23 protein-coding genes and 1 pseudogene are annotated in these 24,991 nt (G+C 71.0%); 17 read left to right on the top strand and 7 right to left on the bottom strand.

Going from position 1 to position 24,991, the window contains the following annotated elements; genetic code table 11:
• Positions 1–97: 97 nt before the first annotated feature.
• On the bottom strand, positions 98–1,297 hold the full coding sequence (locus F8568_RS00680; RefSeq protein WP_151590079.1) for an acyl-CoA dehydrogenase family protein: 1,200 nt from the start codon (positions 1,295–1,297) through the stop codon (positions 98–100).
• A 60-nt stretch (positions 1,298–1,357) separates the two neighbouring features.
• Between F8568_RS00680 and F8568_RS00675 the strand changes: the two genes are divergently transcribed.
• On the top strand, positions 1,358–2,002 hold the full coding sequence (locus F8568_RS00675; protein ID WP_151590077.1) for an HAD family hydrolase: 645 nt from the start codon (positions 1,358–1,360) through the stop codon (positions 2,000–2,002).
• A 17-nt stretch (positions 2,003–2,019) separates the two neighbouring features.
• The gene (locus F8568_RS00670) at positions 2,020–2,526 is read left to right on the top strand and encodes a DUF6912 family protein (RefSeq protein ID WP_151590075.1); all 507 of its coding nucleotides are present in this window, start codon (positions 2,020–2,022) and stop codon (positions 2,524–2,526) included.
• An 8-nt stretch (positions 2,527–2,534) separates the two neighbouring features.
• Here the strand turns inward: F8568_RS00670 and F8568_RS00665 are convergent, their stop codons facing one another.
• Complete coding sequence (locus tag F8568_RS00665; protein ID WP_151590073.1) at positions 2,535–2,729, bottom strand: hypothetical protein; 195 nt, start codon at positions 2,727–2,729, stop codon at positions 2,535–2,537.
• A 107-nt stretch (positions 2,730–2,836) separates the two neighbouring features.
• Entirely contained in the window at positions 2,837–3,196 is a 360-nt protein-coding gene (locus F8568_RS00660) for an ATP-binding protein (RefSeq protein WP_160573451.1), read from the bottom strand.
• A 191-nt stretch (positions 3,197–3,387) separates the two neighbouring features.
• Between F8568_RS00660 and F8568_RS50890 the strand changes: the two are divergent.
• The 12 genes and pseudogenes from F8568_RS50890 to F8568_RS00600 form a co-directional block, all read left to right on the top strand.
• Positions 3,388–3,570 (top strand): annotated as a pseudogene (locus tag F8568_RS50890) (helix-turn-helix domain-containing protein); the annotation flags it as partial.
• A gap of 143 nt (positions 3,571–3,713) precedes the next feature.
• On the top strand, positions 3,714–4,202 hold the full coding sequence (locus F8568_RS47570; RefSeq protein WP_328600658.1) for a DUF5753 domain-containing protein: 489 nt from the start codon (positions 3,714–3,716) through the stop codon (positions 4,200–4,202).
• Positions 4,193–4,372 (top strand): DUF397 domain-containing protein, encoded by a 180-nt coding sequence (locus F8568_RS00645; RefSeq protein ID WP_151590065.1) that lies wholly within the window; start codon positions 4,193–4,195, stop codon positions 4,370–4,372. The genes F8568_RS47570 and F8568_RS00645 overlap by 10 nt, the downstream gene beginning before the upstream one ends.
• A gap of 42 nt (positions 4,373–4,414) precedes the next feature.
• Entirely contained in the window at positions 4,415–4,600 is a 186-nt protein-coding gene (locus F8568_RS00640; RefSeq protein ID WP_151590063.1) for a DUF397 domain-containing protein, read from the top strand.
• Positions 4,601–4,686: 86 nt separating this feature from the next.
• Positions 4,687–4,869 carry a DUF397 domain-containing protein gene (locus tag F8568_RS00635; RefSeq protein WP_151590061.1) on the top strand — a complete coding sequence of 61 codons (183 nt, stop codon included), beginning with the start codon at positions 4,687–4,689 and terminating at the stop codon, positions 4,867–4,869.
• A gap of 30 nt (positions 4,870–4,899) precedes the next feature.
• Entirely contained in the window at positions 4,900–5,085 is a 186-nt protein-coding gene (locus F8568_RS00630; protein ID WP_151590059.1) for a DUF397 domain-containing protein, read from the top strand.
• A gap of 254 nt (positions 5,086–5,339) precedes the next feature.
• On the top strand, positions 5,340–5,894 hold the full coding sequence (locus F8568_RS00625) for a Uma2 family endonuclease (RefSeq protein ID WP_151590057.1): 555 nt from the start codon (positions 5,340–5,342) through the stop codon (positions 5,892–5,894).
• A gap of 117 nt (positions 5,895–6,011) precedes the next feature.
• Positions 6,012–7,643, top strand: a complete 1,632-nt coding sequence (gene pruA, locus F8568_RS00620; protein ID WP_151590055.1) for an L-glutamate gamma-semialdehyde dehydrogenase — start codon at positions 6,012–6,014, stop codon at positions 7,641–7,643.
• A gap of 147 nt (positions 7,644–7,790) precedes the next feature.
• Positions 7,791–8,501 (top strand): HAD family hydrolase, encoded by a 711-nt coding sequence (locus F8568_RS00615; protein WP_151590053.1) that lies wholly within the window; start codon positions 7,791–7,793, stop codon positions 8,499–8,501.
• A gap of 360 nt (positions 8,502–8,861) precedes the next feature.
• On the top strand, positions 8,862–10,823 hold the full coding sequence (locus tag F8568_RS00610; protein ID WP_151590051.1) for an acetoacetate--CoA ligase: 1,962 nt from the start codon (positions 8,862–8,864) through the stop codon (positions 10,821–10,823).
• A 257-nt stretch (positions 10,824–11,080) separates the two neighbouring features.
• Positions 11,081–12,697: a serine/threonine-protein kinase gene (locus F8568_RS00605; protein WP_151590049.1), complete on the top strand. Its 1,617-nt coding sequence runs from the start codon at positions 11,081–11,083 to the stop codon at positions 12,695–12,697.
• A 298-nt stretch (positions 12,698–12,995) separates the two neighbouring features.
• Complete coding sequence (locus F8568_RS00600) at positions 12,996–17,876, top strand: NAD-glutamate dehydrogenase (RefSeq protein WP_151590047.1); 4,881 nt, start codon at positions 12,996–12,998, stop codon at positions 17,874–17,876.
• A gap of 133 nt (positions 17,877–18,009) precedes the next feature.
• On the opposite strand, the gene F8568_RS00595 is transcribed toward F8568_RS00600, so the two are convergent.
• The 3 genes from F8568_RS00595 to prfB form a co-directional block, all read right to left on the bottom strand.
• Positions 18,010–18,900, bottom strand: a complete 891-nt coding sequence (locus F8568_RS00595) for a hypothetical protein (protein WP_151590045.1) — start codon at positions 18,898–18,900, stop codon at positions 18,010–18,012.
• Between the two features lie 195 nt (positions 18,901–19,095).
• Positions 19,096–20,073, bottom strand: a complete 978-nt coding sequence (locus tag F8568_RS00590) for a hypothetical protein (protein WP_151590044.1) — start codon at positions 20,071–20,073, stop codon at positions 19,096–19,098.
• Between the two features lie 101 nt (positions 20,074–20,174).
• A complete protein-coding gene (gene prfB, locus F8568_RS00585; RefSeq protein WP_151590042.1) occupies positions 20,175–21,287 on the bottom strand; it encodes a peptide chain release factor 2 in 1,113 nt (370 codons plus the stop codon).
• Between the two features lie 147 nt (positions 21,288–21,434).
• Here prfB and F8568_RS00580 point away from each other — a divergent pair, with 147 nt between their 5' ends.
• The gene (locus F8568_RS00580) at positions 21,435–22,478 is read left to right on the top strand and encodes a hypothetical protein (protein WP_328600657.1); all 1,044 of its coding nucleotides are present in this window, start codon (positions 21,435–21,437) and stop codon (positions 22,476–22,478) included.
• Between the two features lie 24 nt (positions 22,479–22,502).
• Here the strand turns inward: F8568_RS00580 and F8568_RS00575 are convergent, their stop codons facing one another.
• A complete protein-coding gene (locus F8568_RS00575) occupies positions 22,503–22,646 on the bottom strand; it encodes a hypothetical protein (protein ID WP_236008226.1) in 144 nt (47 codons plus the stop codon).
• 486 nt (positions 22,647–23,132) lie between these two features.
• On the opposite strand from F8568_RS00575, the gene ftsE reads away from it, so the two are divergent.
• Entirely contained in the window at positions 23,133–23,822 is a 690-nt protein-coding gene (gene ftsE / locus F8568_RS00570) for a cell division ATP-binding protein FtsE (protein WP_151541270.1), read from the top strand.
• A 229-nt stretch (positions 23,823–24,051) separates the two neighbouring features.
• Positions 24,052–24,957: a permease-like cell division protein FtsX gene (ftsX, locus tag F8568_RS00565; protein ID WP_151590036.1), complete on the top strand. Its 906-nt coding sequence runs from the start codon at positions 24,052–24,054 to the stop codon at positions 24,955–24,957.
• The last annotated feature ends 34 nt before the right edge of the window (positions 24,958–24,991 follow it).

The following is a 24,991-nucleotide window of genomic DNA, read 5'->3' as shown; positions in this document are numbered from 1 at the left end:
TCTCCGTTTCCGAGCCCGGCGGCGGCCCCCGCCGGCTCGCGGCGGTCCGTGGTCATGCGTTCGTCCCCGCACCGACCGCATGGCCACGGCCCCCGCGTCAGTGCTGCTCGTAGCGGCGGAGTTCCTGACGGGCGACGGTGCGGACGTGGACCTCGTCCGGGCCGTCGAAGATCCGCATCGCGCGGACCCAGGCGTACATCGCGGCGAGCGGGGTGTCGTCGGACACCCCGGCGCCGCCGTGGATCTGGATCGCGCGGTCGAGCACCTCGTGGGTGATCCGCGGCACGACCACCTTGATCGCCGCGATCTCCGACCGGGCGCCCTTGGAGCCGTGCTCGTCGATCAGCCACGCCGTCTTCAGCGTGAGCAGGCGCGCCTGCTCGATCGCCATCCGCGACTCGGCGATCTGCTGGCGCACCACGCCCTGCTTGGCGAGCGGGCCGCCGAACGCGACGCGGTCCACGGCGCGGCGGCACATCAGCTCCAGCGCCCGCTCCGCCATGCCGAGCGCGCGCATGCAGTGGTGGATGCGCCCGGGCCCGAGCCGCGCCTGCGCGATCATGAATCCGTCGCCCTCCGCGGCGATCAGGTTCGCCACCGGCACCCGGACGTCCTCGAACAGGATCTCCGAGTGGCCGTGCTGGTCCTGGTAGCCGAACACCGGCAGGTGCCGGACGACGGTCACGCCCGGGGTGTCGCGCGGCACCAGCACCTGCGACTGCTGCCGGTGCGCCGGGCCGTCCGGATCGGTCTTGCCCATGACGATGAAGATTTTGCAGCGCTCGTCCGCCGCGCCGGTGATGAACCACTTGCGGCCGTTGATCACGTACTCGTCGCCGTCCCGGACGATCGAGGTGGTGATGTTGGTGGCGTCGGAGGACGCGACCTCCGGCTCCGTCATCGCGAACGCGCTGCGGATCTCCCCGTCCAGCAGCGGCTTCAGCCACCGCTCCTTCTGCTCGGGGGTCCCGAACATGTGCAGGACCTCCATGTTCCCGGTGTCCGGCGCGGCGCAGTTGACCGCCTCCGGCGCCAGGTCGGGGGAGCGGCCCGTCAGCTCCGCCAGCGTCGCGTACTCCAGGTTCGTCAGCCCGGACACGTCCGGCAGGAACAGGTTCCACAAACCCCGCTCGCGGGCCTCCGCCTTGAGGTCCTGGACGATCGGCGGCAGCGCGTGCGGGTCGTTCTCCGCCCGCCATGCCGCGTACACCGGCTCCGCCGGGTACACGTGCTCGTCCATGAACTCCTGGAGTCGTTCCCGGTAGTCCAGCGCCTTCGGGCTGAGTGCGAAGTCCATGCGGGCAGTCTCGCAGAACGAGATTCGGTCAATGCAGGCGGGATCGCCTACCATCGGCCTGTGCCCGACAAGACGGTCAAAGCCGTAATCACGGACTGGGGCGGCGTCCTCACGTCTCCGCTGAACGACGCCGTCGGCGCCTGGCTGGCCGCCGACCGCATCGACGCCGACCGCTACCGCACGGTCATGCGCGCCTGGGTGAAGCAGGCCTACGACGGCGCCGGCACCAACCCCATCCACGGCCTCGAGGACGGCTCGCTCGCCACCGAGGAGTTCGAGCGCCTCCTCGCCGCGGAACTGCTCACCGTCGACGGCGGCCCCGTCGCCGCCGCGGGCCTCATCTCCCGCATGTTCGGCGCGTTCTCCCCGGTCGAGCCGATGTACGAGGCGCTCCGCGCGGCCCGCGCGCACGGCACCCGCACCGCCCTGCTCTCCAACTCCTGGGGCAACGACTACCCCCGCGACGTGTTCGCGGACCTCTTCGACGCCGTCGTCATCTCCTGCGAGGTCGGCCTGCGCAAGCCGGACGAGCGGATCTTCCACCACGCGCTCGGCCTGCTCGGCCTGGACGCCGCCGAATGCGTCTTCATCGACGACATCGAGCACAACGTCCGGGCCGCCGAATCGCTCGGCATCCGCGGCATCCACCACACATCCGCCGACGCCACGATCGCCGAACTCCGCGAGCTGGACCTCCTGCCGTGAGAGACTGACGGATCGTCATGCGCGTCTACCTTCCGTCCACGCTCCCGCTCCTCGCCGCCGCCCACGCCGCGCGCGAGGCCGGCCCCGCGCCCCTGTCCGGGCACGCGGTGACGCCCGCGCTGCGCGAGTGGTACGCGGGCGGCGACCAGGAGGAGCTGGAGTACGCGGCGCTGACCGCGGCGGCCCGCGCCTCGCTGCGCCTGCTGGCCGCCGACCCGTCCGCGCCGCGCCGCCGCGTCGTCCTCGCCGCCGAGATCCCCGACCAGTCGGTGTCCTGGGCCCGCGGCGACGCGTCCATCGACGGCGACGACCGCTCCCTCGTCGAGATCACCGCGCCCGTCGCGTGGAAGCGCCTGGCCTCCGGCCACGTCGACGACCCCGCCGCCGTCCCCGACGTGACCGCCGCCGTCGAGGCCCTCCCCACCGCCGACGCCGGCGACGAGGACGCCCTCTTCACCGTCGACGGCGCCGAAGGCCACGAACTCCTCTGGTACGCCACCCAAGAACTCCAACACCTCCTCTGACCTGCCGTTCACGCCTCATCCAGCAGTCCGGCGGCACGTTCCACGGCGACGGGATCGGCGACATGGAGCAGATCGAGCAACCCCTCAAGGTGGCTCGAAGAGATCAGGACCCGCCCGCCGGCCCTCCACACGCCGCCGTCCGACGTGATCGACCAGTGCGGGAACAGGTGCCGCAGGAGCAGCACCGTCACGGACTCGTCCATCGCACGTCTCCCTTCTTCTGCGGCGGGGCTCGGAGCTTGAGCGTTCCTGCGTCTCGTCAGCCGTGGACGCGAGGCCCCGCCTCACGCCATTTGGTCACCTCGCGAGTTCAGGAACCGGGCAGCTTCGCCCACACGGCCTTGCCGCCCTCGTTGAGGGGACGGACGCCCCAGCAGTCCCGGACGAACTCGGCGACGAGCTGAAGGCCCCGCCCGGACAGGGCGCCATGGTTCTCCGGCTTCACCGCCGGACGGCCCGCGCCCGAGTCCCACACCTCGATCACGGGTTGCCCGTCCTGGTCACGCGGTAGCCGGACGACGATGGGCCCCTCGCCGTGCCGATAGGCATTGGTGACCAGCTCACAGACGATGAGCCGACCGAGGTAGTCATCGAGGATGCCCCACTCGGCGAAGCACTTGGCGAGGAACTCACGAGCAAGCCGGGGCGCCTCGGCAGTGGGTTCAAGCACGATCGTTGGGGTCTCGGGGGTTGCTGAGGTCATGGCTGCGCCTTCTGGAACGTTGACGTGCTGGCGCATGACATTGAGTCATCAGTTGAGCTCGGAGCGTCACGAAGCGCAGGTGGTTGCGCGACAACTTCCCTTGACTGGCTTTCTCAAGTTGGTGGCCTGTTGAGTCAGAGTTGAGGGACCATGGCGTCATGGCGCCACGACGGACGAGAGCGAAGGTCAGCTCGAGCTTGATCGCGTTCGGACGCAGGTTCCGCAGGTTCCGGGAAGCGAAGGGCTGGAGCCAAGAGAACCTCGCCGTGCGGGCGCGCGACGGCGAGGGCGTCACCCCTCAGTACATCGGCGCGGTCGAGACCGGCCGGACACGCTGCACGCTCGAGTTCGCCAAGGAGATGGACAAGATCCTCGAGGTGAACGGCGAGCTGATCGCGCTCTGGGAAGACTTGGCCAAGGACGCCGCTTTCCCTACCTGGTACGAGTGGCTGCCCATCGAAGAGACGGCCGAAGAGCTGACGTCGTGGAGCCTCTCGCTTGTCCACGGTCTCCTCCAGACCCCCGCTACGCCGAAGTACTGCTGTACGGCGACAAGGAGAGGGTCGAGGAGCGTATGGCCAGGCAGAGCGTCTTCAGCCGGAAGAGTCCGCCGCCGCCCGGCTGTACGTTCCTTGTCGATGAGGGAGTGCTGCTGCGGGAGGTCGGGGACCCTGAGGTCATGCGGGAGCAGTTCGACCACCTTCTCGAGGCACCGAAAGCGCTCGGGGTGTCACTGCACATCGTGAAGATGCGCGGCGATCACCTCGGCAACACGTCGTCCTTTACGATCGCTTGCATGGAGGATCGTCGGGAGGTCGCGTACTTCGAAAGCCCCGCGCGCGGGTTCACACTGGAGGAGCACGACGAGCTTGGTGCCCTTCACCGGGCTCTTCGTGAGATTCGCGCTCTGGCCCTCCCGGTAGACGAGTCGCTTGAGTTCATTCGAAAGGTGCGATCCGAACGATGGACCTGACTACGGCCACTTGGCGCAAGAGCAGCCACAGCAGCGGCACCGGAGGCGAGTGCGTCGAGCTGGCGTCGGCCCCCGGTGTCGTCGCCGTCCGTGATTCAAAAGATCCGGACGGCCCGAAGCTCATCGTGAGGCGTGGAGAGTTCGCGGCCTTGATGGCGGCCCTCAAATAGAGGCAGCCAGCGGAGCTGACCGTCGCATCGCGGGAGATGATTATGGATGCAGGTAGGGCGGCCTGGCGGAAGTCATCGCGCAGCTCGGGCAATGGTGGCAACTGCGTCGAGTTGGCCGATCTCGGTGTGGTCGTCGGTGTCCGCGACAGCAAGGACCCGGACGGCGGCCACCTTGACGTCAGCCGTGACGCTCTGCGGTCCCTGCTCGCCGACCTGAAGCAGCGCTGACTCTCCCGCCATCCGAGAGATCCGGACCCTGGCTCGCCCGAAAAGGTCAGTTTCGCTTGCTGCCATATCGAAGGTGAGGCAGGACGATGAACCTAACTAGGGCCACCTGGCAGAAGAGCAGCTACAGCGGTGGCAATGGTGGCGAGTGCGTTGAGCTGGCGTCCGCTGCCGGTGTGGTTGCCGTTCGTGACTCGAAGGACCCGGACGGCCCGAAGCTGGTCGTGGGGCGTGGCGAGTTCGCGGCCCTGGTGGCAGTCCTCAAGCGTTGAAGCAGTCGGCGGAACTCCTGGGAGACGATCATGGATGTGAGTAAGGCCGCCTGGCGGAAGTCGTCGCGCAGCTCGGGCAACGGGGGCGCCTGCGTCGAGTTGGCCGATCTCGGTGTGGTCGTCGGTGTCCGCGACAGCAAGGACCCGGACGGGGGCCATCTCGACGTCAGCCGTGACGCTCTGCGGTCCCTGCTCGCCGATCTGAAGCAGCGATAAGACCCCACTGAGCCCTGGCCCGCTGGGACCGGGGCTCCTTCGTGGCTCGAAGCCCTTTGCGGCACCTCGCGTTTATTGTCTGCGGCGCTTCACTTCCACTGGGACGCGGGGCGTACGGGTAGGGGCGCGGCATATCAACAGAGCCGCCGGTCGGTGAGGCCCGTGTCAGCAGATCGGGAGTGCCCATGTGCTCGCCGTGTGCCGTCGTGGAGGTCGCACTGACTGGCCGTCGGACGAGGAGGTGAACGGGCATCATGACCGAGCACACTGGGCCCTGGACCGTCGCCGACATTTTGACTCTGCCCGAAGACCGGACGGCTCGCTTCGAGTTGCTGGGCGAGTCGCTCGTGATGTCTCCGCCACCCGGCGTTCGGCATCAGCGGGCCTCGTTCCGCCTTCATGTCGCCCTTGAGGCGGCCGCCCGGGCCGCTGGTGCACCGGTGGAGGTTCTGGAGGGCGTCAACGTGCTTTTGCCGTCCGGGCTGGTCGTGCCGGACCTGGTCGTGGCAGACGCCGGCGCGACCGCCGACGATCCCGTCACCGTCGACATCGACGCGGTCCAGCTTGTCGTGGAACTCGTCTCCCCTGGCAACCGCACCATGGACCGCAAGGTCAAGCCCATGCTGTACGCGGAGGCCGCCGTCCCGTACTTCTGGCGACTGGAGTTCGACCCGGCCCCCATGCTCGTCGTCTACGAACTGGACGGCGGCCGGTATGTGGAGCGGGCGACCGCGCTCGCGGGCGCGACCACCCACCTGGACGCTCCGTTCCCCATGACGATCGATCCGGCTGGACTCTCCCGGCAGTAGATGCCGTCTGAGGCGGCCGACCCGGCTTCTGGCGCGTGTTCGTCCGTCCGCTGGAGTGCGGGCGGTGGGGCCGGGTAGGGGCGGCTTGTCGGCAGCGGACTCGCAGGGAGTGGCCAGATGGACGCCGTCACCAACGTTCCGGTACCGGTGAACGAGCCGGTCAAGGGGTACGCGCCGGGGAGCGCCGAGCGGGCGGCGCTGGAGGCGAAGATCAAAGAGCTCGGCGGCGCGGAGACCGAGCTGACGATGACGATCGGCGGGGAGCGGCGGATGGGCGGCGGCGCGCCCATCGACGTGGTCGAGCCGCACAACCGCGGCCATGTGCTGGGGCGGATGGGCAACGCCACCGACGCGGACGTGGCGGAGGCCGTCGCGGCGGCGCGGGAGGCGGCGCCGGGGTGGCGGGCCATGGCGCCGGACGACCGGGCCGCGATCTTCCTGCGGGCCGCCGAGCTGCTGTCGGGGCCGTGGCGCTCCACGCTGAACGCCGCGACGATCCTCGGGCAGTCCAAGTCGGTGCAGCAGGCGGAGATCGACTCGGCGTGCGAGCTGATCGACTTCCTGCGGTTCAACGTCGCGTACGCGCGGCGGATCCGCGAGATGCAGCCGAACTCCTCGCCCGGTGTCTGGAACCGGATGGAGTACCGGCCGCTGGAGGGGTTCGTCCTCGCCATCACCCCGTTCAACTTCAGCGCGATCGCCGGGAACCTGCCGACCTCGCCCGCGATCATGGGCAACGTCGTGGTGTGGAAGCCGTCGCCGACGCAGCAGCTCGCCGCGCACCACACGATGCGGCTGCTGGAGGCGGCCGGGCTGCCGCCCGGCGTCATCAACCTGGTCACCGGGGACGGGCAGGCCGTGTCGAACGTCGCGTTGGCCAGCCCGGAGCTGGCGGGACTGCACTTCACCGGCTCGCCGCCGACGTTCCAGGCGCTGTGGCGGACGATCGGGGAGAACATCGCCCGGTACCGCGGCTACCCGCGGATCGTGGGGGAGACCGGCGGCAAGGACTTCGTGGTGGCGCACCCGTCCGCCGACCCGGCGGTGCTGAAGACCGTGCTGGTGCGGGGCGCGTTCGAGTACCAGGGGCAGAAATGCTCGGCGGCGTCGCGCGCCTACATCCCGCGGTCCGTCTGGGACGGGATGCGCGACGACTTCTGCGCCGAGGTCGAGAGCCTCACCATGGGGAACGTGGCCGAGGACCTGTCGCTGTTCATGGGCGCCGTGATCGACGACCGCGCCTTCGCCAAGCAGCGGCGCGCCATCGAGCGGGCGCGCGGCGTCGACGGCATGCGGATGCTCGTGGGCGGCGATCTCGACGACTCGGTGGGCTACTTCGTCCGGCCCACGGTGCTGGAGTCGTCGGACCCGACCGACGAGCTCTTCACCACCGAGTACTTCGGGCCGATCCTCGGCGTCCACGTCTACGACGACCACGACTACGACTCCGTTCTGACGCAGCTGGAGAGCGTCTCCGAGTACGGGCTGACCGGCGCGGTCGTCGCCCGTGACCGCGCGGCCGTCGCGGCCGCGACCGAGAGGCTCCGGTTCGCGGCCGGGAACTTCTACATCAACGACAAGCCGACCGGCGCGGTCGTCGGGCAGCAGCCTTTCGGCGGAGCCCGCGCGTCCGGCACCAACGACAAGGCCGGGTCGGTGTTCAACCTGATCCGCTGGACGAACGTCCGCGCGATCAAGGAGACGTTCGTCCCGCCGACCGACCACCGCTACCCGCACATGGGACCCTGACCGGCAAGCGGCGCGGGAGCGCCGGCCGCGCGCGGTTGCGGACATCGGCCGGGAAGCCCGACGATGAGTCCGCCCCGCCGTAGGGTGGGGCGGGCCGGTGCCGGGACGGCGCCCGCCGACGCCTTTCGAGCCGTGCATGGGAACGGGATGTCGACGCTGAACCGTCTGGTGCTGTGGAACATCGATCACACCCTGGTCGACGTCGGGCGGGTCACCCGGGACGCCTACGCGGAGGCGTTCCAGCGGACCGTCGGGCGGCCCCTCGTACGGCTCGCCCCCACTCCGGGCCGCACCGAATCGGAGATCATCTTCGAGACGCTGGCGTTCAACGACGTCGTCACCACCGACGACCATCTGCCCTCCTTCGTGTCCGCGCTCACCACGGCGTTCGCGAGCCGCCGTGCCGATCTGCGGGCGCACGGCCGGGTGCTGGCCGGGGCCCGGGAGGCCGTCGAGGCCCTGGCGCACGTGCCCGGGGTCGTGCAGTCGGTGCTGACCGGGTCCGTCCGGCCGAACGCCGTGCTGAAGGTGACCGAGCTCGGCCTCGCCGACCGCCTCGACCTCGCCGCCGGCGGCTACGAGGACGGCGTCTACAGCAAGGCCGCGCTGCTGGAGCTCGCCCGCGCCCGCGCGGGCGAGCGGCACGGCACCCGGTATCCCGAGTCGGCCACCGTGTACATCGCCGACTCGCCGCGCGACGTGCAGGCCGCCCACATCGCGGGGTCGCCGATCATCGCCGTGGCCACCGGAAGCGCCACCGAGGCCGAGCTGCGCTCCGCCGGTGCCGATCGGGTGCTCGCGACCTTGGCCGACACCGACGCCGTGGTCGGCGCCGTCGCGGAACTGACCCGCATCTGACTCCGGCCGCCTCCCCGAGGCGGTGTGCTGCTCGGTTCGTTCCAGGTGTGGAACGTGATTCCCGGGTCGCGTGCGGCGGGCTCTCGGTCATTCGGTGCTCCTTTCGCGGACCGGTTGCCAGTCTCGGCGGCGCGTCCCAGGGGGCGGAAGTGGAACGGCGTTCTGTGGAAAAACCCGGTGTGTGGGGCGGGAGGATCGGCGGACGCTCCGATGTGTGGTGCGCGCGGATTGCCCGCCGCACCGCTGTGACCTGCGATGGGACGCGGAGGTCCGAGCGGATCGGCGGAAGTTGCGCGGGCCGGGCGGCGAGGCCGATATTGGGAGGGTCGCGCGCGTGGGCGCGGCGGGGAGGGGAGAGCGATGACGCGTGATCACGAGGTCTCCGAGGGAGCGGCGCTGTGGCGGCCGTCGGAGGAGGTCGTCGCGAACGCGCGGGTGACCCGCTTCATCCACTGGCTGTGGGACCGGGGCGTGCGCGCGGAGTCCTACGACGACCTGTGGCGCTGGTCGGTGACCGAGGTCGACGACTTCTGGGACGCGATCTGGGCGTACTTCGAGGTGGTCGGCGACCGCGGGAGCGGCCCGGTTCGCGAGGGCGGTCCCATGCCGGTGGACGGGCTGCGCTGGTTCCCCGGCGCGACCCTGAACTACGCCGCGAACGCGCTGCGCCGCGCCGAGGAGACGCCGGACGAGACGGCCGTGGTGTTCCGGTCGGAGGCCGGCGGGCACCGGGTGCTGACCTACCGCGAGCTGTTCCTGCACGTCGCGGAGGTGCGGGCGGGCCTCGCCGAGCTGGGCGTCGGGAAGGGCGACCGGGTCGTCGCGTACGTCCCGAACATCCCGGAGGCGCTGGTCTGCTTCCTGGCGACGGCGTCGCTGGGCGCGGTGTGGTCCTCGTGCTCGCCGGACTTCGGGTCGTCCTCGGTGATCGACCGGTTCGCACAGATCGAGCCGAAGGTCCTGATCGCGGTGGACGGCTACGCCTACAACGGCAGGACGTTCGACCGGCGGGAGATCGTCGGCGAGATCGAGGCGGCGCTGCCGACGCTGGCCGCGACGGTGCTGATCCCGTACCTCGATCCGGCCGCCACCCCCGACGGCCTGCGCGTCGGCATGCACTACGGCGACCTCCCGCGCACCGGCCACGACACCATCGAGTTCGAGGACGTCCCGTTCGACCACCCGCTGTGGGTGGTGTACTCGTCCGGCACGACGGGCCTGCCCAAGCCGATCGTGCACGGGCACGGCGGGGTCGTCCTGGAGCACCTCAAGGCGCTGTCGTTCCACCAGGACGTCGGCCCGGGCGATGTGTTCTTCTGGTTCACCACGACCGGCTGGATGATGTGGAACTACCTCATCGGCGGCCTCCTGGTGGGCTCCACCATCGTCATGTACGACGGCGCACCGCTCGACTTGTGGAAGCTCGCCGCCGACAACGGGGTCACCTACATGGGCGTGGGCGCGCCCTACATCACCGCGTCCGCCAAGGACGGGCGCCACCCCGGACGCGAGTTCGACCTGTCGGCGCTGCGCGGCATCGGGTCCACCGGCTCGCCGCTGCCGCCCGAAGGGTTCGCGTGGGTGTACGAGGAGGTCGGCGCGGACCTCCTGCTCGGCTCCTTCTCCGGCGGCACCGACCTGTGCACCGGGTTCGTCGGCCCGTCGCCGCTGCTGCCGCTGCGCGCGGGCGTCATCCAGTGCCGGGGCCTCGGCGCGAAGGTCGAGGCGTACGGGGACGACGGCAAGCCGGTGGTGGACGAGGTCGGCGAGCTGGTCATCACCGAGCCGATGCCGTCCATGCCGGTGTTCTTCTGGAACGACGAGAGCGGCGACCGCTACCGCGAGTCCTACTTCGAGATGTATCCGGGCGTGTGGCGGCACGGCGACTGGATCAAGGTCCTCCCGGACGGCGGCTGCGTGATCTACGGCCGGTCCGACTCGACCCTCAACCGCGGCGGCGTCCGGATGGGGACCTCGGACTTCTACCGGGTCGTCGAGGCGTTCGACGAGATCACCGACAGCCTCGTCATCGACACCGGGCGGCTCGGGCAGGAGGGCCGGCTGCTGCTGTACGTGCAGCTCGCCGAGGGCGCGTCCCTCACCGACGACCTCGCCGCGCGCCTCAAGCGGGAGATCCGCTCGGCGCTGTCGCCGCGGCACGTCCCGGACGAGATCACCGCCGTCCCAGGCATCCCGCGGACGCTGTCGGGCAAGAAGCTGGAGGTCCCCGTCCGCAAGATCCTCCAGGGCACGCCGGTGGACCAGGCCGCCAACCGGGGCGCGATGGCGAACCCGGAAGTCCTCTCCCACTTCACGCCGTAGCGGAGGCCGCCCCCGCGCCCCCGAAACGCCCTGTACGACACGTGTTCACACGGTGTTCCGCGGGGCGTGAGGGGCATTAGGGTGGCCGCTCGGCCCAAATGCGCCTGTTCGGGAGCGGTGGGCCGGATCGCGCCGTAAGGTCGCATGACCGGGTGAACTTCCCGACGGCCTCGCGCGTCCCACTGTCGGAGCGCTGGTCTGCGAGAATTCGGCCCGTGGTCCGTTCGGCCCGTCGACCAGAGAGGGCGGTTCCATTTATGGAGGTTGGGGCGCTGCGGTCCGGGGACCCGGAGCGGCTGGGCCGCTACGCCCTGGTCGGCCGGGTGGGCGAGGGCGGTCAGGGCGCGGTGTTCCTCGGCGCCGACGAGGACGGCCGCCAGGTCGCGATCAAGCTGCTGCACGCCGAACTGACCTCCGACGACAAGGCCCGCGCGCGCTTCCTGCGCGAACTCGAGGTGGCCAAGAAGGTCGCGCCGTTCTGCACCGCGCAGGTGCTGGACGCCGACGTCGACGGCGACCGCCCCTACATCGTCAGCGAGTACGTCCCGGGCCCGTCGCTGAACCAGCAGGTCACGCAGGACGGCCCGGTGCGCGGCGCGGCGCTGGACCGGCTCGCGGTGGGCACCGCGACCGCGCTGTCCGCGATCCACCAGGCGAAGATCATCCACCGCGACTTCAAGCCGCACAACGTGCTGATCGGCCCGGACGGCCCGCGCGTGATCGACTTCGGCGTGGCCCGCGCGATCAGCGGCGGCACCACGCTGACCAGCCGCGTCATCGGCACGCCCTCCTACATGGCGCCGGAGCAGATCAGCGGCGACGAGGTCGGCACCCCGGCGGACGTGTTCTGCTGGGCGGCGACGCTGGTGTTCGCCGCGACCGGTGAGCCGCCGTTCGGGCAGGACACGATCCCCGCCGTCATCAACCGGATCCTGCACGAGGAGCCGGATCTCGGCGACCTGAGCGGGCCGCTGCGCGACCTGGTGGCCGACTGCCTGCAGAAGGACCCGGCGCGCCGCCCCGCCGCCCGGCAGGTGCTGATGCGGCTGCTCGGGCACGAGGAGGCGCCCGTCGAGACGGCCCCGGCGGGCAACACCGACGAGACCGCGATGCTCGCGGCCGGCTCGGTGCTGGCCGCGGAGTTCGGCGACGACGGTGACGACGGGCTCGAGCCCGCGGGCGACGACGCGTTCGAGCCCGCCGGTGACGCCGGGTACGAGCCCGCGGCCTTCGCCGAGCAGGACCCGGACGCGCACGGCGACCCCGGCCCGGACCCGTCCGGCACCGCCCCCGGCCGGCTGCCGACGCCCGCGGAATGGGCCGCCGAGAACGCCGCCGACACCCTGCCCCGCGACCGCGCGGGCGCGATGGGCGCGGCCGGAGCGGGCGGAGGCGCCGTCGCGGCGCTGCGCCGCTCGCTCGCCGGCTCGAGCCGGTCGGCCGTGCTCGCGGGCGCCGCCGCGCTGTTCGTCGCGATCGTCGTGGTGTCCGCGGTGCTCGCGCTCGGCTCCGGCGACAAGGGCAAGGCGGGGGAGAAGGTCGGCGACCCGAGCCGGCAGCCGCAGCCGTCCGGCGACGCGCCCAGCATGACGGTGCCGTCGAGGCACGCGCAGACCCGGCAGGCCCCCGACACGTCCTACAGCCCGTCCCCGGCGACGACGGAGACCGGGCCCGAGAGCCCCTACCCGCCCGACTCGCCCACGGCGCCGTCGACGACGCCGGACGACCCGTCGCCCACCCACACCACGCAGAGCCCCGACCCCACCACGAGCGCTCCCACGGAGCCGACCGACCCCGGCACCCCCACCGACGACCCGCCGGGCAGCCCGGAGGCCGGAACCGGCACCGGAACCGGCAGCGGCAGCGGCGGCTGACCCGCGCCTCCGCCGCCAAGGCCCCGTCGGTCGCCGGATCGGCGCCCGGCAGCCCGTCGCACCGCCGTGACCGGCGTCCGGAGGGCGGCTCGGCCACCGTCGCGTGCCCGCGGACCGGTGCCCGGCGCCGACTTCGGCGATCTTCGGGCGGCGCCCCCGCACGGCCTGGCAGGGTGGGCAAAGCCACGGTGACCTCGCGGACTGGCAGGTCGGCTTTGGGGGATTTCCCTGATTTACTGGCGCACGTGAGCGGCGCCACAACGAGGTGGCGAAGTTTCTCTAGGGAGTGTTGTTGGTGATGGGCGGCAGGCTCGATCAGGCGAAGGACGATCTGCTCCGGAGGGCGGCGGAGACGTGCGCCCAGCGGCCGGGGGCGCGTTCGGCGGGGGACGTCGAGGAGTCCGTCGCCTACCTCCGGCTCTACTACCGTCACGTGGCCTCGGAAGACCTTCTCGCCCGCGACCCCGCCGACATCTGCGGGCCCGCGATGGCGCACCGGGCGCTCGGCGAGGAACGGCCGCAGGGCCGCGCGAAGGTGCGCGTGTTCACGCCGACCGTCGAGGAGCACGGCTGGGACCCGGGCCACACGGTCGTCCAGGTCGTCACCGACGACATGCCGTTCCTGGTCGACTCCGTCACGATGGAGCTGACCCGCCACCAGCTCGCCACCCATCTGATCGTGCACCCGCTGCTCGGGGTGGACCGCGACGTCGCGGGGCACCTGCGGGCGTTCCGCGGCAAGCACGACAGCCCGTCCGACATCGACGAGTCCTGGATCCACATCGAGGTGGACCGTACCAGCGACCGCGCGCTGCTGGACCAGCTGGAGAAGGACCTGGTCCGCGTCCTGCAGGACGTGCGGGTCGCGGTCGAGGACGAGCCGAAGATGCGGGCCCGGGCGGTGGAGATCGCCGCGTCGATCCGGGACGCCGCGCCGCCGCTGCCGGACAAGGAGCTCGCCGAGGGCGTCGAGCTGCTGGACTGGCTCGCCGACGGGCACTTCACCTTCCTCGGCTACCGCGACTACACCCTCGTCGACGACGGCCGGACCTCGGCCGCCGACGTGCGGGACCACGGCCGGCTCGGCCTGCGCCCCGAGCCCGGCACCGGCCTCGGCATCCTGCGCAACGACAAGCGGGAGTCCGACAGCTTCGCGGCGCTGCCGCCGGAGGTCCGCGAGAAGGCCACCGAGAAGCGGCTGCTGATCCTGACGAAGGCGAACTCGCGCTCCACCGTCCACCGCGGCCTCTACCTGGACTACATCGGCGTCAAGAAGTTCGACGAGGCCGGCGAGGTCATCGGCGAGCGCCGGTTCCTCGGGCTGTTCACGCACGTCGCCTACAGCGAGTCGATCGCGCACGTGCCCGTCCTGAAGCGCAAGCTCGACGAGGTGCTGGAGCGCGCCGGGTTCACCCCCGACAGCTACGACGGCCAGGACCTCATCGAGATCCTGGAGAGCTACCCCCGCGACGAGCTGTTCCAGATCTCCGTCGACGACCTGCTCGGCATCTCGCTCGGCGTGCTGCGGCTGCGCGAGCGCCGCCAACTGAAGCTGTTCCTGCGCAAGGACCTGTACGGCCGGTTCATGTCGTGCATGGTGTACCTGCCGCGCGACCGCTACACCACGAAGATCCGGCTGCGCATCCAGGAGATCCTGCGCCTGGCGTTCGAGGGCGTCAGCGTCGACTACAGCGCGAACGTGACCGAGTCGCTGCTGGCCCGGCTGCACGTGGTGGTGCGCGGCGAGCGCGGCCGCCCGCTGCCGGACGTGGACGTCGACGGCCTGGAGGACCGGCTCGCCGCCGCGACCCGCTCGTGGGAGGACGACCTCGCCGACGCCATCGTGGAGCAGTGCGGAGAGGAACGTTCCGGGACGCTCGCCCGCCGGTACGGCGACGCGTTCCCCGACGGCTACAAGGCCGACTTCCCGGCCCGCACCGCGGTCGCCGACCTGCGCTTCCTCGACGACCTCGACGACGAGAACGACACCTCCATCAACCTGTACGAGCCGTTCAGCGCCGAGCCCGGCGAGCGGCGGCTGAAGATCTACCGGCTGGGCGAGCCGATCTCGCTGTCCCGGGTGCTGCCGCTGCTGCAGAACATGGGCGTGGAGGTCGTCGACGAGCGCCCCTACGAGGTCAACACCTCCGACGGGCAGCGGTACTGGATCTACGACCTGGGGCTGCGGTACGCGCCGCCGGCGGACGTCCCGGAGGAGGCCATCAAGGGCCTGTTCCAGGACGCGTTCACCGCGCTGTGGCAGGGCCGCATCGAGAACGACGGGTTCAACGCGCTCGTCCTGCACGTCGGGCTGAACTGGTGGCAGGCGATGATCCTGCGCGCCTACGCCCTGTACCTGCGGCAGACCGGGACGACGTTCTCCAAGCGGTACATCGAGCAGGTGCTGCTGCGCAACGCCGCGATCACCCGGCTGCTGGTGCGGCTGTGGGAGAGCCGCCTCGACCCGGCGCTGGCCGGCGGCGAGGAGGAGCGCAGCCTCGCCATCATCGAGGAGCTGAACGGGATGCTCGACGAGGTCGCGAGCCTCGACGAGGACCGCATCCTGCGCGCCTACCTCGCGCTCGTCCAGGCGACCCTGCGCACGAACCACTACCAGCACAAACCCTACCTGTCGATGAAGTTCGACCCGGAGGGCATCCCGGACCTGCCGCAGCCGCGCCCCACCTACGAGATCTTCGTGTACTCGCCGAAGGTGGAGGGCGTGCACCTGCGGTTCGGGTCCGTCGCGCGCGGCGGGCTGCGCTGGTCGGACCGCCGCGAGGACTTCCGCACCGAGATCCTCGGCCTGGTCAAGGCGCAGGCGGTGAAGAACACCGTCATCGTCCCGGCGGGCGCGAAGGGCGGGTTCGTCGGCAAGCAGCTGCCCGACCCGTCCGTCGACCGGGAGGCGTGGCAGCAGGCCGGCATCGCCTGCTACAAGGACTTCATCTCCGGGCTCCTCGACGTCACCGACAACCTGGTGGACGGCAAGGTCGTCCCGCCGCCGAACGTCGTCCGCCACGACGGCGACGACACCTACCTGGTGGTCGCCGCCGACAAGGGCACCGCGACGTTCTCCGACATCGCCAACGGCGTCGCCGCCGAGTACGGGTTCTGGCTCGGCGACGCGTTCGCGTCCGGCGGGTCGGTCGGCTACGACCACAAGGCGATGGGCATCACCGCGCGCGGCGCGTGGGAGTCGGTGAAGTACCACTTCCGGTCGCTCGGCAAGGACGTCCAGCGGGAGGACTTCACCGTCGTCGGCATCGGCGACATGTCCGGTGACGTGTTCGGCAACGGGATGCTGCTGTCGGAGCACATCAAGCTGGTCTGCGCGTTCGACCACCGGCACATCTTCCTCGACCCCGACCCGGACCCGGCGGTCTCGTTCGCCGAGCGGCGCCGCATGTTCGAGCTGCCGCGCAGCACCTGGGCCGACTACGACACCTCGCTGATCTCCAAGGGCGGCGGCGTGCACCCGCGCACCGCCAAGTCGATCCGGATCACCCCGCAGGTGCGGGCGGCGCTCGGCATCGACGGCTCGGTGAAGGCGATGGCGCCGTACGAGCTGATCAGCGCCGCGCTGAAGGCGCCGGTCGACCTGTTGTGGAACGGCGGCATCGGCACCTACGTCAAGGCGGCGTCGGAGAACAACGCCGACGTCGGCGACAAGGCCAACGACCTGCTGCGGGTGAACGGCGAGGACCTGCGCTGCAAGGTCATCGGCGAGGGCGGCAACCTCGGCATGACCCAGCTCGGCCGGATCGAGTACGCCCGCACCGGCGGGCTGGTGAACACCGACTTCATCGACAACTCCGCCGGCGTCGACACGTCCGACCACGAGGTCAACATCAAGATCCTGCTCGACCAGGTGGTGCGGGACGGCGAGCTGACCCGCAAGCAGCGCGACACCCTGCTCTACGAGATGACCGACGAGGTCTCGCGGCTGGTGCTGCCCGACAACTACGCGCAGAACGTGGTGCTCGCCGCGTCCCGCGCGCAGGCGCCCTCGATGCTGCACGTCCACGCCCGGTACATGCGCAAGCTGGAGCGCGACGGGCAGTTGAAGCGGCGGCTGGAGTTCCTGCCGGAGGACAAGACGATCGCGGAGCGGCGGCAGTCCGGGCTCGGGCTGACCAGCCCCGAGTTCTCGGTCCTGCTCGCCTACTCCAAGCTGACCCTGGACCACGAGATCGTCGCCTCCGACCTGCCCGACGACCCGTACCTGGAGTCGTGGCTGGTCGACTACTTCCCGACGCCGCTGCGCGAGCGGTTCCAGCCGTACATGGACCGGCACCCGCTGCGCCGCGAGATCATCACCACCGCGGTGGTGAACGACCTGGTCAACAACAGCGGCACCACGTTCGTGTTCCGGATGAACGAGGAGACCGGGGCGTCGTCGTCGGACATCGCCCGCGCCTACCTGGTGGCCCGCGAGGTGTTCCAGATGCCGCGGTTCTGGCGGTCGGTGGAGCGGCTGTCGCACCAGGTCGCCGAGTCGACGCAGATCGCGATGTTGCTGGAGGCGCGCAAGCTGACCGAGCGCGGCGCCCGCTGGCTGCTGCACAACCGGCGCCCCCCGTTCGACATCCGGGAGACGATCGACTTCTTCGCCGCCGGCGCGGCCACGCTCACCGAGCAGCTGCCGAAGCTGCTCGTCGGCCTGGACCTGCAGGCGTTCGAGCAGCGCCGGGACGGCTTCGCCGAGCGGGGCGTGCCGGACGAGCTGGCCGAGCAGTGCGCGATGCTGGTCACCGCGTACTCGACGTTCGACCTGGTCGGCATCGCGCACGAGTCGGGGCGTCCGGTGGAGGAGGTCGCCGAGGTCTACTTCGACCTGGCGGACCGGCTGCAGCTGGCGCGGCTGCGCGACCGGGTCGTGGCGCTGCCGCGCGACGACCGGTGGCGGTCCATGGCCCGTTCCGCGCTCCGCGACGACCTGTACGCCGCGCACGCCGCGCTCACCCGCGACGTGCTCGTGACGAGCGAGCCGGGCGGGGAGCCCGAGGTGCGGATGGCGCACTGGGCGGAGAAGAACAAGACCGCGGTGCAGCGCGCCCAGCAGACGCTCAGCGAGATCTGGGAGAGCGACAGCTTCGACCTGGCGACGCTGTCGGTGGCGCTCGGCTCGATCCGCACCCTGGTGACGGCCAGCTCCCTCCCCTCCACCGAAGCCTGACCACGTTCACTTGTGGCGGGGGGGGGGGTTGGGGGGGGGGGGGCCCCCCGCCCCCCCACCCCCACACGGGCGGGGGGGGGGGGGGGGGGGGCGGCCCCCCCCCCCCCCCCCCCCCCCCCCCACAACTCAACGGTCAGTGGGCGGTGGTGAGGGAGACGGACTCGCCTAGGACGCGGGCCTGGCCGGATGGTGGGGCGTAGCCGATCGCGAGCCACTGCCACGAGGCGTGGACGGTCTCGCCGGGCTTCCGGCCGTCCTTGGCGAGGTAGTCGCGGACGTCGGCGGGCAGGCCGCGCTCCGTGCCGCCGGTGAGCGTCGCGTCCTGCGTCAGCCCGTACCAGACGAGGGAGCCGCCGTCGCCGGTGCGCAGCGCGTACGACGGGCCCGGGCCGGGCGCGAACCGGCCCGGCGCCACGGTCCAGTCGCCTTGCTCGGCTTTGCGGGAGCTTGCGGCGAACGGGTCCGGCATCATCCCGGTGGCGTCGCCCTTGGCGAGGTAGCCGGCGTGCGCGGCGGGCAGGCCCCGGTCGGGCGCGGGGATCGCGTAGCCCCCGGCGTCGTAGGCGAGGTCGGGGGCGCCGCCCTGGAAGGTGAGCCAGTGAGCGGCCCGCCAGCCGTCCTTCGCGGACGTCTTCACGAACACGCCGAGGACCTGCTGATCCTTGCCGTCCGACCGTTCCAGCGCGGCGATCCCGAACCATTTCGGGTACGCGGAGCGGCGCGGCACGTACAGTACCGGGTTCGCCAGGGAGATCGTCGCGGTCTCCGGCAGCTTGCCGTAGGTGCGGACGCGGGCGGTCACCGGCGCGGCGAGGGGACCGGTCACGGTGTCGCGCCACAGCTTCTCGTCGCCGGACGTGAGGGCCTTGTTGTGCCGGTCCGTCCAGTCGCGCAGCACCTTCAGCGACTCGTCCGCGCCGATCGCCGGGGGCCCGCCGGGCGCGGCGGCGGCCGTCCCGCCGGCCGCGCCGCCGCCGGAGCACGCCGCGGTGAGGACGGCGGAACCCGCCATGACCAGGGCCACGGCCCTCCGGGGCGCTCGGCGCACTTCCCACCTCGGCGGACGGAATGTCGAGTATGTCGCGCCAGTGTAGAAGAACGCGGTGCCCCGCCGAGCGCCATGCCTCGGACGGGGACGTCCGGTGGCGGGCCGTCGGATGCCGGGACCGTCCCACTGCAGCGGTCGAGAAGAGCGGGACGGCCCGGCACCCGACGGAGATCAGGAACCGTGGGCGGCGATCGCCTTGCGGTACATGCCGGTGACCGTGGCGCGGCCCTTGGGCGGAACGGTGGCCAGGTACTGCACCAGGACGGTCGTGTCCATCCGCGTCCTGGCGGACGCCGCCGGCGCCAGCCCGGTGAGATCACCGCTCACCGCCAGCCTGCCCCGTTTCGCGGCGGAATACGCCTCGTTCTGCTTCACGACGTACCAGACCAGCGCGCCGCGGTCCTTCGTGCGCAGGGCGTACACCGCGAACGGCGCCGCCGAGAACCTCGACGACAGCGTGACGCCGCGCTTCGCCAGCGCCCGCTCGCCCTGCTTCAGGGCGTCGTAGGTCTCGGTGGTCTTCGGCCCCTTCGCCAGCACTGACGTCCCCGGCGCGGACGGCCCTCCGGTCAGCAGCGCCGCGTGCGCCGCGGGCAGCCTGGCCGGCGCGATCGGCAGCCCCCTGTCACCCGGCTCGACCGGGGTGGCGTACCCGTCCGGGTCGACCGCCACCTTGCTCAGCGACGCGTCCACCGGGTACGGGTCGGCGGCGAGCAGCCACGGCGCCCCCGCCTTGGCCTGCGTGAACAGCAGCGCGTGCCGGAGCGCCTGCTTGCCCTTGCCGGTGACCGCGTCGGCGGCGAACCAGTGCGGGTACCCGTGCAGCCGCGGGATGTAGAACACCGGATGAGCGAACTCCATCTCGGGCGGCCGCTGCCTGATCACGCGCCGCAGCTTCAGCGCGGCGTCGTCCATGGACAGCTGCGGGTCGGCCTCGATGCCGGGCAGCTCCTTGCCGTCCAGCCGTTTGCCCGCCCGGTTCACCGCGGTGGTGTAGGCGGCCAGCACCTGCCCGGCCTGCTGCTTGGTCAGCGCGGGCGGGCCCACGCCGGCCGAGGACGTGTTGTCGTCGCACCCGGCGGCGGCCAGCGCGGCGCCGGCCAGCAGGACGGCCGGCAGAACCGTGGACGTGACGTTGCGTGCGGGCATGCGCCCCCCCGTGGCGGAATCGGTGATCCGGTCCACGGGAGATACTCGCAGAGTGACAACGTGATCACTCACCGAATCCGGAAACTCGCACGGGGCGAGGCTCAGGCGGAGGTCTCCTGCTGGCGCATCCAGCGGATCTCGGCCTCGATGAACTCGTCGATGTCGCCGTCCAGCACCGCGGTGGGGTTGCCGACCTCGACGCCGGTGCGCAGGTCCTTGACGATCTGGTACGGGTGCAGTACGTAGTTGCGGATCTGCGTGCCCCAGCTACTGGTGCCCTCGCCGCGCAGCGCGGACATCTTCTCCGCCTCCTCCTGCCGCTTGCGCTCCAGCAGCTTGGCCTGCAGCACGTTCATCGCCGTGGCCTTGTTCTGCAGCTGGCTGCGCTCGTTCTGGCAGGACACCACGATCCCGGTCGGGATGTGGGTGATCCGCACCGCCGAGTCGGTGGTGTTGACGCCCTGGCCGCCCGGCCCGGACGACCGGTACACGTCCACCCGCAGGTCGCTCTCGTCGATGTCGACGTGGTCGCTCTGCTCCACCACCGGGACGACGTCCAGGCCCGCGAACGAGGTCTGCCGCCGGGCCGCGTTGTCGAACGGGGAGATCCGCACCAGCCGGTGCGTGCCGTGCTCCCCGCGCAGCGTCCCGTAGGCGTAGGGGGCCTTCACGGTGAACGTCGTCGACTTGATCCCGGCCTCTTCGGCGAAGGACGTCTCGTAGATCTCCGTGGGGTAGCCGTGCCGCTCGGCCCAGCGCAGGTACATGCGCTGCAGCTGCTGCGCCCAGTCGGCCGCGTCCACGCCGCCGGCCTGCGCGTTGATGGTGACGAGCGCCTCCCGGGCGTCGTACTCGCCCGACATCAGCGTGCGGACCTCGAGCTGCTGGATCGCCTTGTGCAGCGCCGCCAGCTCCTCGTCGGCCTCCGCGCGCGTGTCGGCGTCGTCCATCTCCTGCGCCATCTCGTACAGGGTGGCGGCATCGTCGAGCCGCTGCCGCAGCCCCTCGACCCGGCCCAGCTCGCTCTCCAGGTACGACAGCCGGCGCGTCACCGACTGGGCGCGCTCCTGGTCGTTCCACAGCCCGGGGTCGGCCGACTGCTCGCGCAGCTCGGCGATGTCACGCCGCATGCCGTCGAGGTCCAGCACCTGCTCGATGCCCGCGAGGGTCGAGCCGAGCTCCTTGAGCTGCTCTTCCGGTTCGATGCCTGCCACGGTTCGAGCTTATCGCCGTGCGGGCAGTGCCCGGACGCCCGCCGATACGCTGCGGATGGCAGAATCACGGGCCGGAAGGCCGGGCCGGGGACGGCCCGGCGACGCGTCGGTGCCGGGGGGCGGTAGTTGCGTAGGATCGCGCGGGCGGTGGCGGCCGCCCTGCTGCTGGTGCCGCCGCTCATGGCCGCGGGCTGCGGTGGCGGCGGCGACAAGCCGCAGGCGCGCCCGACCCCGGCCATGCCGTCGACCGCCCCGCCGCAGCCGGTCCCGCTGACCCTGGACGTCGCGAGCAAGGCGTTCCAGACCTACATCACCGACGAGGACGTGGCCCGCGCCGCCGCCGACGAGCGGCTGGCGCTGACCTGGACGTCCGACGGGCGGTCCCTGCTCACCGCCGCCGAGTTCCGCAAGGCGGCCTTCGACGGCGACCCGGTGCGCCGCTTCTCCTACGGCAAGCCGGCGCTGTACGTGCCGAAGCTGAAGCCCGACGCCTACCCGCAGTGGTTCGTCGCGTCCGTGGACCGGTCCGTCCCGGGCAAGAAGAAGAGCAAGCAGACCGCGCTGATGGCGTTCATCCTGCGCGCTCCCTCCGACGACTGGCACCTGACGCTGGCGACGCTGCTCGCGCCCAAGGCCGAGCCGCCCAAGATCCAGCTGGACCCCGACGGCTACGCCGAGGCGCTGAGCTCGGACGACTCCAAGGTGCTGATCCGCCCCCGCGACGTCGGCGGGATCCAGGCGACCATGGCGGCCGAGGGCGCGGGCAGCGTCGCCGCCAAGGTCATGGAGACCGGTCCGCTGACGTCCGGCTACTACCAGCAGACGAAGCGCGCCAAGAAGAAGGCCAAGGAGCGGGACCTCACCCTCACCGTCGTCTACACGGCCACGCCTTATCCCTACTTCGGCCTGCGGACGAAGAACGGCGGAGGGCTGATCCTGTACTCGCTGTTCCGCAACAACGCGCTCGTCGGGCCGGGAACGGCCGGGGCGAAGCCGGAGATCCCCAAGGAGGCCGAGCACCTCCTGGACGGCACCGTCGAGGGCGACGAGATCGACACCACGGCGACGTTCCAGTTCGCCGCCTACGACCCGCCGCGCGCCAAGAAGGGCAGGCCGCAGCCCAAGGCCGAGCTGGTGGCCGACGACGGAGCGATCTCCAAGGCCGCCACCCCGCCCGTCAAGAAGCCCTGAGGCGCTCCCTGACGGGACGCGGCGTCAGCCGTAGACGCGCTGGAGGACGAGGGCGGCGAACAGCAGGCCGACCAGGACGGCCAGTACCACGGCCGGCGGGACGGAAGGCCCGTGGTGGTGCAGCTCCGCGCGCGCGGCGCGGCAGGTGGCGCAGCGTCCCTCGACCACCGGATTCGAGCACCGAGCGCAGATCAGATGTTCGCAGCTCATCTCATGGGCCCCAATCTCCGTGAACGGTACGTGGCTCCATACGGGGATAACGTCGATCGTCGACCGATTAGGTATCTTTCGCCATCATCCAGCGTAGCCGGACTGTATGGTCGTTCCGGCAAGTCCGGGAGCTTGACGGCATGAAACGGCCGGACATCGGGAGACGGTACATGACACAGCACGGACAGGTCGGGGCCCCGCGGGGCGCCGCCCGCGCCGTCGTCCCGTCCGCGCGCGACACGCCGTTGAACGCGGCGGGCCCCGGGCGTTCCCACCCCACGGAGCGGGACGAGGTAGTTGACTGTCCCCTCTACACTGCTCGAAGGTTCCACGGCCCCCCTGGTCGCGGAGCCGGGCGGCGCAGGTCCCAGCCCGCGGACGGCCAGTCCGCGGCCGGCGGCCGGCCGCTCCCCAACCCCTAGACTGAACCGCCGTGATGCAGCCGTGATCAATTTCGACAACGTCACCAAGGTCTACCCGAGCCAGAACCGCCCCGCTCTCCAGCATGTGAACGTCGGCATCGAGAAGGGCGAGTTCCTGTTCCTGGTGGGCCCGTCGGGGTCCGGGAAGTCCACCTTCCTGCGCCTCATCCTCAAGGAGGAGCGCCCGTCACAGGGTCACGTGCACGTGGCGGGCAAGGACCTGAGCCGTCTGAGCAACTGGAAGGTGCCGCACCTGCGCCGCAGGATCGGCTGCGTCTTCCAGGACTTCCGGCTGCTCCCCAACAAGAACGTCTTCGAGAACGTCGCGTTCGCCCTCGAGGTGATCGGCAAGCCGCGGCGGTTCATCGGCAAGGTCGTCCCCGAGGTCATCGACCTCGTCGGCCTGGAGGGCAAGGCCCACCGGATGCCGGACGAGCTGTCCGGCGGCGAGCAGCAGCGCGTCGCGATCGCGCGGGCGTTCGTCAACCGGCCGATGATCCTGCTGGCGGACGAGCCGACGGGGAACATCGACCCCGCCACCTCGATCGGCATCATGAAGGTGCTGGACCGCATCAACCGGACCGGCACCACCGTCGTCATGGCCACCCACGACGCCGCGATCGTCGACGCGTTCCGCAAGCGCGTCGTCGAGCTGGAGGACGGACGGGTCGTGCGCGACCAGTCCCGCGGCGTGTACGGCCAGGCGTACTGACCCGGGCGGGCCCCGCACCGGCCGGCGCGAGCCCCATACCACGGCCCACGAACACGGCCCCCCAGACCACGGCCCGCCGGGCCACCGCCGCGGACCCCTCCAGCGGCGGCTCCATCTGAACCGACGGTTCCCACTGGGCGTACCACTCAGGCAGAGGGGACGCCCGTTCCGGGCCCGCGCCGCGGTGCCCGTGCCGGCGGCGGACACAGGCGATCAAGGACAGCGAGGCATGCGCGTACAGTTCGTTATGCAGGAGATCTGGATCGGTCTCCGCCGGAACCTGACGATGACGATCTCCCTGGTCATCACCGTCGCCATCGCCATGGCGCTCTTCGGCACCGGACTGCTGCTGCGCCAGCAGGTGGCCGCGTCCAAGGACTACTGGTACGACAAGATCGAGGTCTCGATCTTCCTGTGCGCGAAGACCAGTTCCAACGCCAACTGCCAGAAGCAGGACGTCACCGACCAGCAGCGGTCCGAGATCAAGGCGCAGCTGGAGAAGATGCCGCAGGTCTCCAACGTCCAGTACGAGAACAAGCAGCAGGCGTTCGCGCGGTTCAAGGACCGCTTCGCCGGCTCGCCGGGGTTCGTGCAGAGCACCCGTGAGGGCGACATCCCCGACTCGTTCCGGGTGAAGCTGAAGAACCCGGAGGAGTACAAACCGGTGGCGCAGGCGATGCTGGGGCATCCCGGCGTCGACACGGTGATCAACGAGCAGGAGATCCTGAAGAAGTTCTTCAAGATCCTGAACGGGCTGCAGGCGGCGGCGCTGGGCATCGCGCTGATCCAGGTGATCGCGTCGGTGCTGCTGGTCGGGAACACGGTCCGGCTGTCGGCGTTCAACCGGCGCCGGGAGACCGGCATCATGCGGCTGGTCGGCGCGTCCAACACCTATATCCAGCTGCCCTTCATCCTGGAGGGCGCGATCGCGGGCCTGATCGGCGGGGTGTTCGCCTCGGTGCTGCTGGTGCTCAGCAAGAAGCTGCTGATCGACCGGCTGGCCGGAACGGTGCAGTTGGTCAGCCAGCTCGGCTGGTTCCAGGTGATCATGGTGATCATCGTGTCGATCTGCTTCGGCGTGCTGCTGTGCGCCGCGTCCTCGTTCCTCACCCTGCGCAGATACCTGAAGATCTAGTACCTGACAATCCGGCCGCACTCGTCCGGCGGAG

Origin of the sequence: Actinomadura physcomitrii, from assembly GCF_008923205.2 — a bacterium.
GTDB lineage: Bacteria > Actinomycetota > Actinomycetes > Streptosporangiales > Streptosporangiaceae > Spirillospora > Spirillospora physcomitrii.
The sequence above is the reverse complement of the archived record's forward strand: the minus strand, read 5'-3'. Positions and strand labels throughout refer to the sequence as shown.

Excerpts from the sequence above, each read along its gene's own strand:
- F8568_RS00590 (WP_151590044.1), bottom strand. The coding sequence starts at position 20,073 with ATGCCCGCACGCAACGTCACGTCCACGGTTCTGCCGGCCGTCCTGCTG.
- F8568_RS00600 (WP_151590047.1), top strand. The coding sequence starts at position 12,996 with ATGGGCGGCAGGCTCGATCAGGCGAAGGACGATCTGCTCCGGAGGGCG.
- F8568_RS00615 (WP_151590053.1), top strand. The coding sequence starts at position 7,791 with ATGTCGACGCTGAACCGTCTGGTGCTGTGGAACATCGATCACACCCTG.
- F8568_RS00630 (WP_151590059.1), top strand. The coding sequence starts at position 4,900 with ATGGATGTGAGTAAGGCCGCCTGGCGGAAGTCGTCGCGCAGCTCGGGC.
- pruA (WP_151590055.1), top strand. The coding sequence starts at position 6,012 with ATGGACGCCGTCACCAACGTTCCGGTACCGGTGAACGAGCCGGTCAAG.
- F8568_RS00625 (WP_151590057.1), top strand. The coding sequence starts at position 5,340 with ATGACCGAGCACACTGGGCCCTGGACCGTCGCCGACATTTTGACTCTG.
- F8568_RS00645 (WP_151590065.1), top strand. The coding sequence starts at position 4,193 with ATGGACCTGACTACGGCCACTTGGCGCAAGAGCAGCCACAGCAGCGGC.
- F8568_RS00635 (WP_151590061.1), top strand. The coding sequence starts at position 4,687 with ATGAACCTAACTAGGGCCACCTGGCAGAAGAGCAGCTACAGCGGTGGC.
- F8568_RS00680 (WP_151590079.1), bottom strand. The coding sequence starts at position 1,297 with ATGGACTTCGCACTCAGCCCGAAGGCGCTGGACTACCGGGAACGACTC.
- F8568_RS00610 (WP_151590051.1), top strand. The coding sequence starts at position 8,862 with ATGACGCGTGATCACGAGGTCTCCGAGGGAGCGGCGCTGTGGCGGCCG.
- F8568_RS00665 (WP_151590073.1), bottom strand. The coding sequence starts at position 2,729 with ATGGACGAGTCCGTGACGGTGCTGCTCCTGCGGCACCTGTTCCCGCAC.
- F8568_RS00605 (WP_151590049.1), top strand. The coding sequence starts at position 11,081 with ATGGAGGTTGGGGCGCTGCGGTCCGGGGACCCGGAGCGGCTGGGCCGC.
- F8568_RS00640 (WP_151590063.1), top strand. The coding sequence starts at position 4,415 with ATGGATGCAGGTAGGGCGGCCTGGCGGAAGTCATCGCGCAGCTCGGGC.
- ftsX (WP_151590036.1), top strand. The coding sequence starts at position 24,052 with ATGCGCGTACAGTTCGTTATGCAGGAGATCTGGATCGGTCTCCGCCGG.
- F8568_RS00670 (WP_151590075.1), top strand. The coding sequence starts at position 2,020 with ATGCGCGTCTACCTTCCGTCCACGCTCCCGCTCCTCGCCGCCGCCCAC.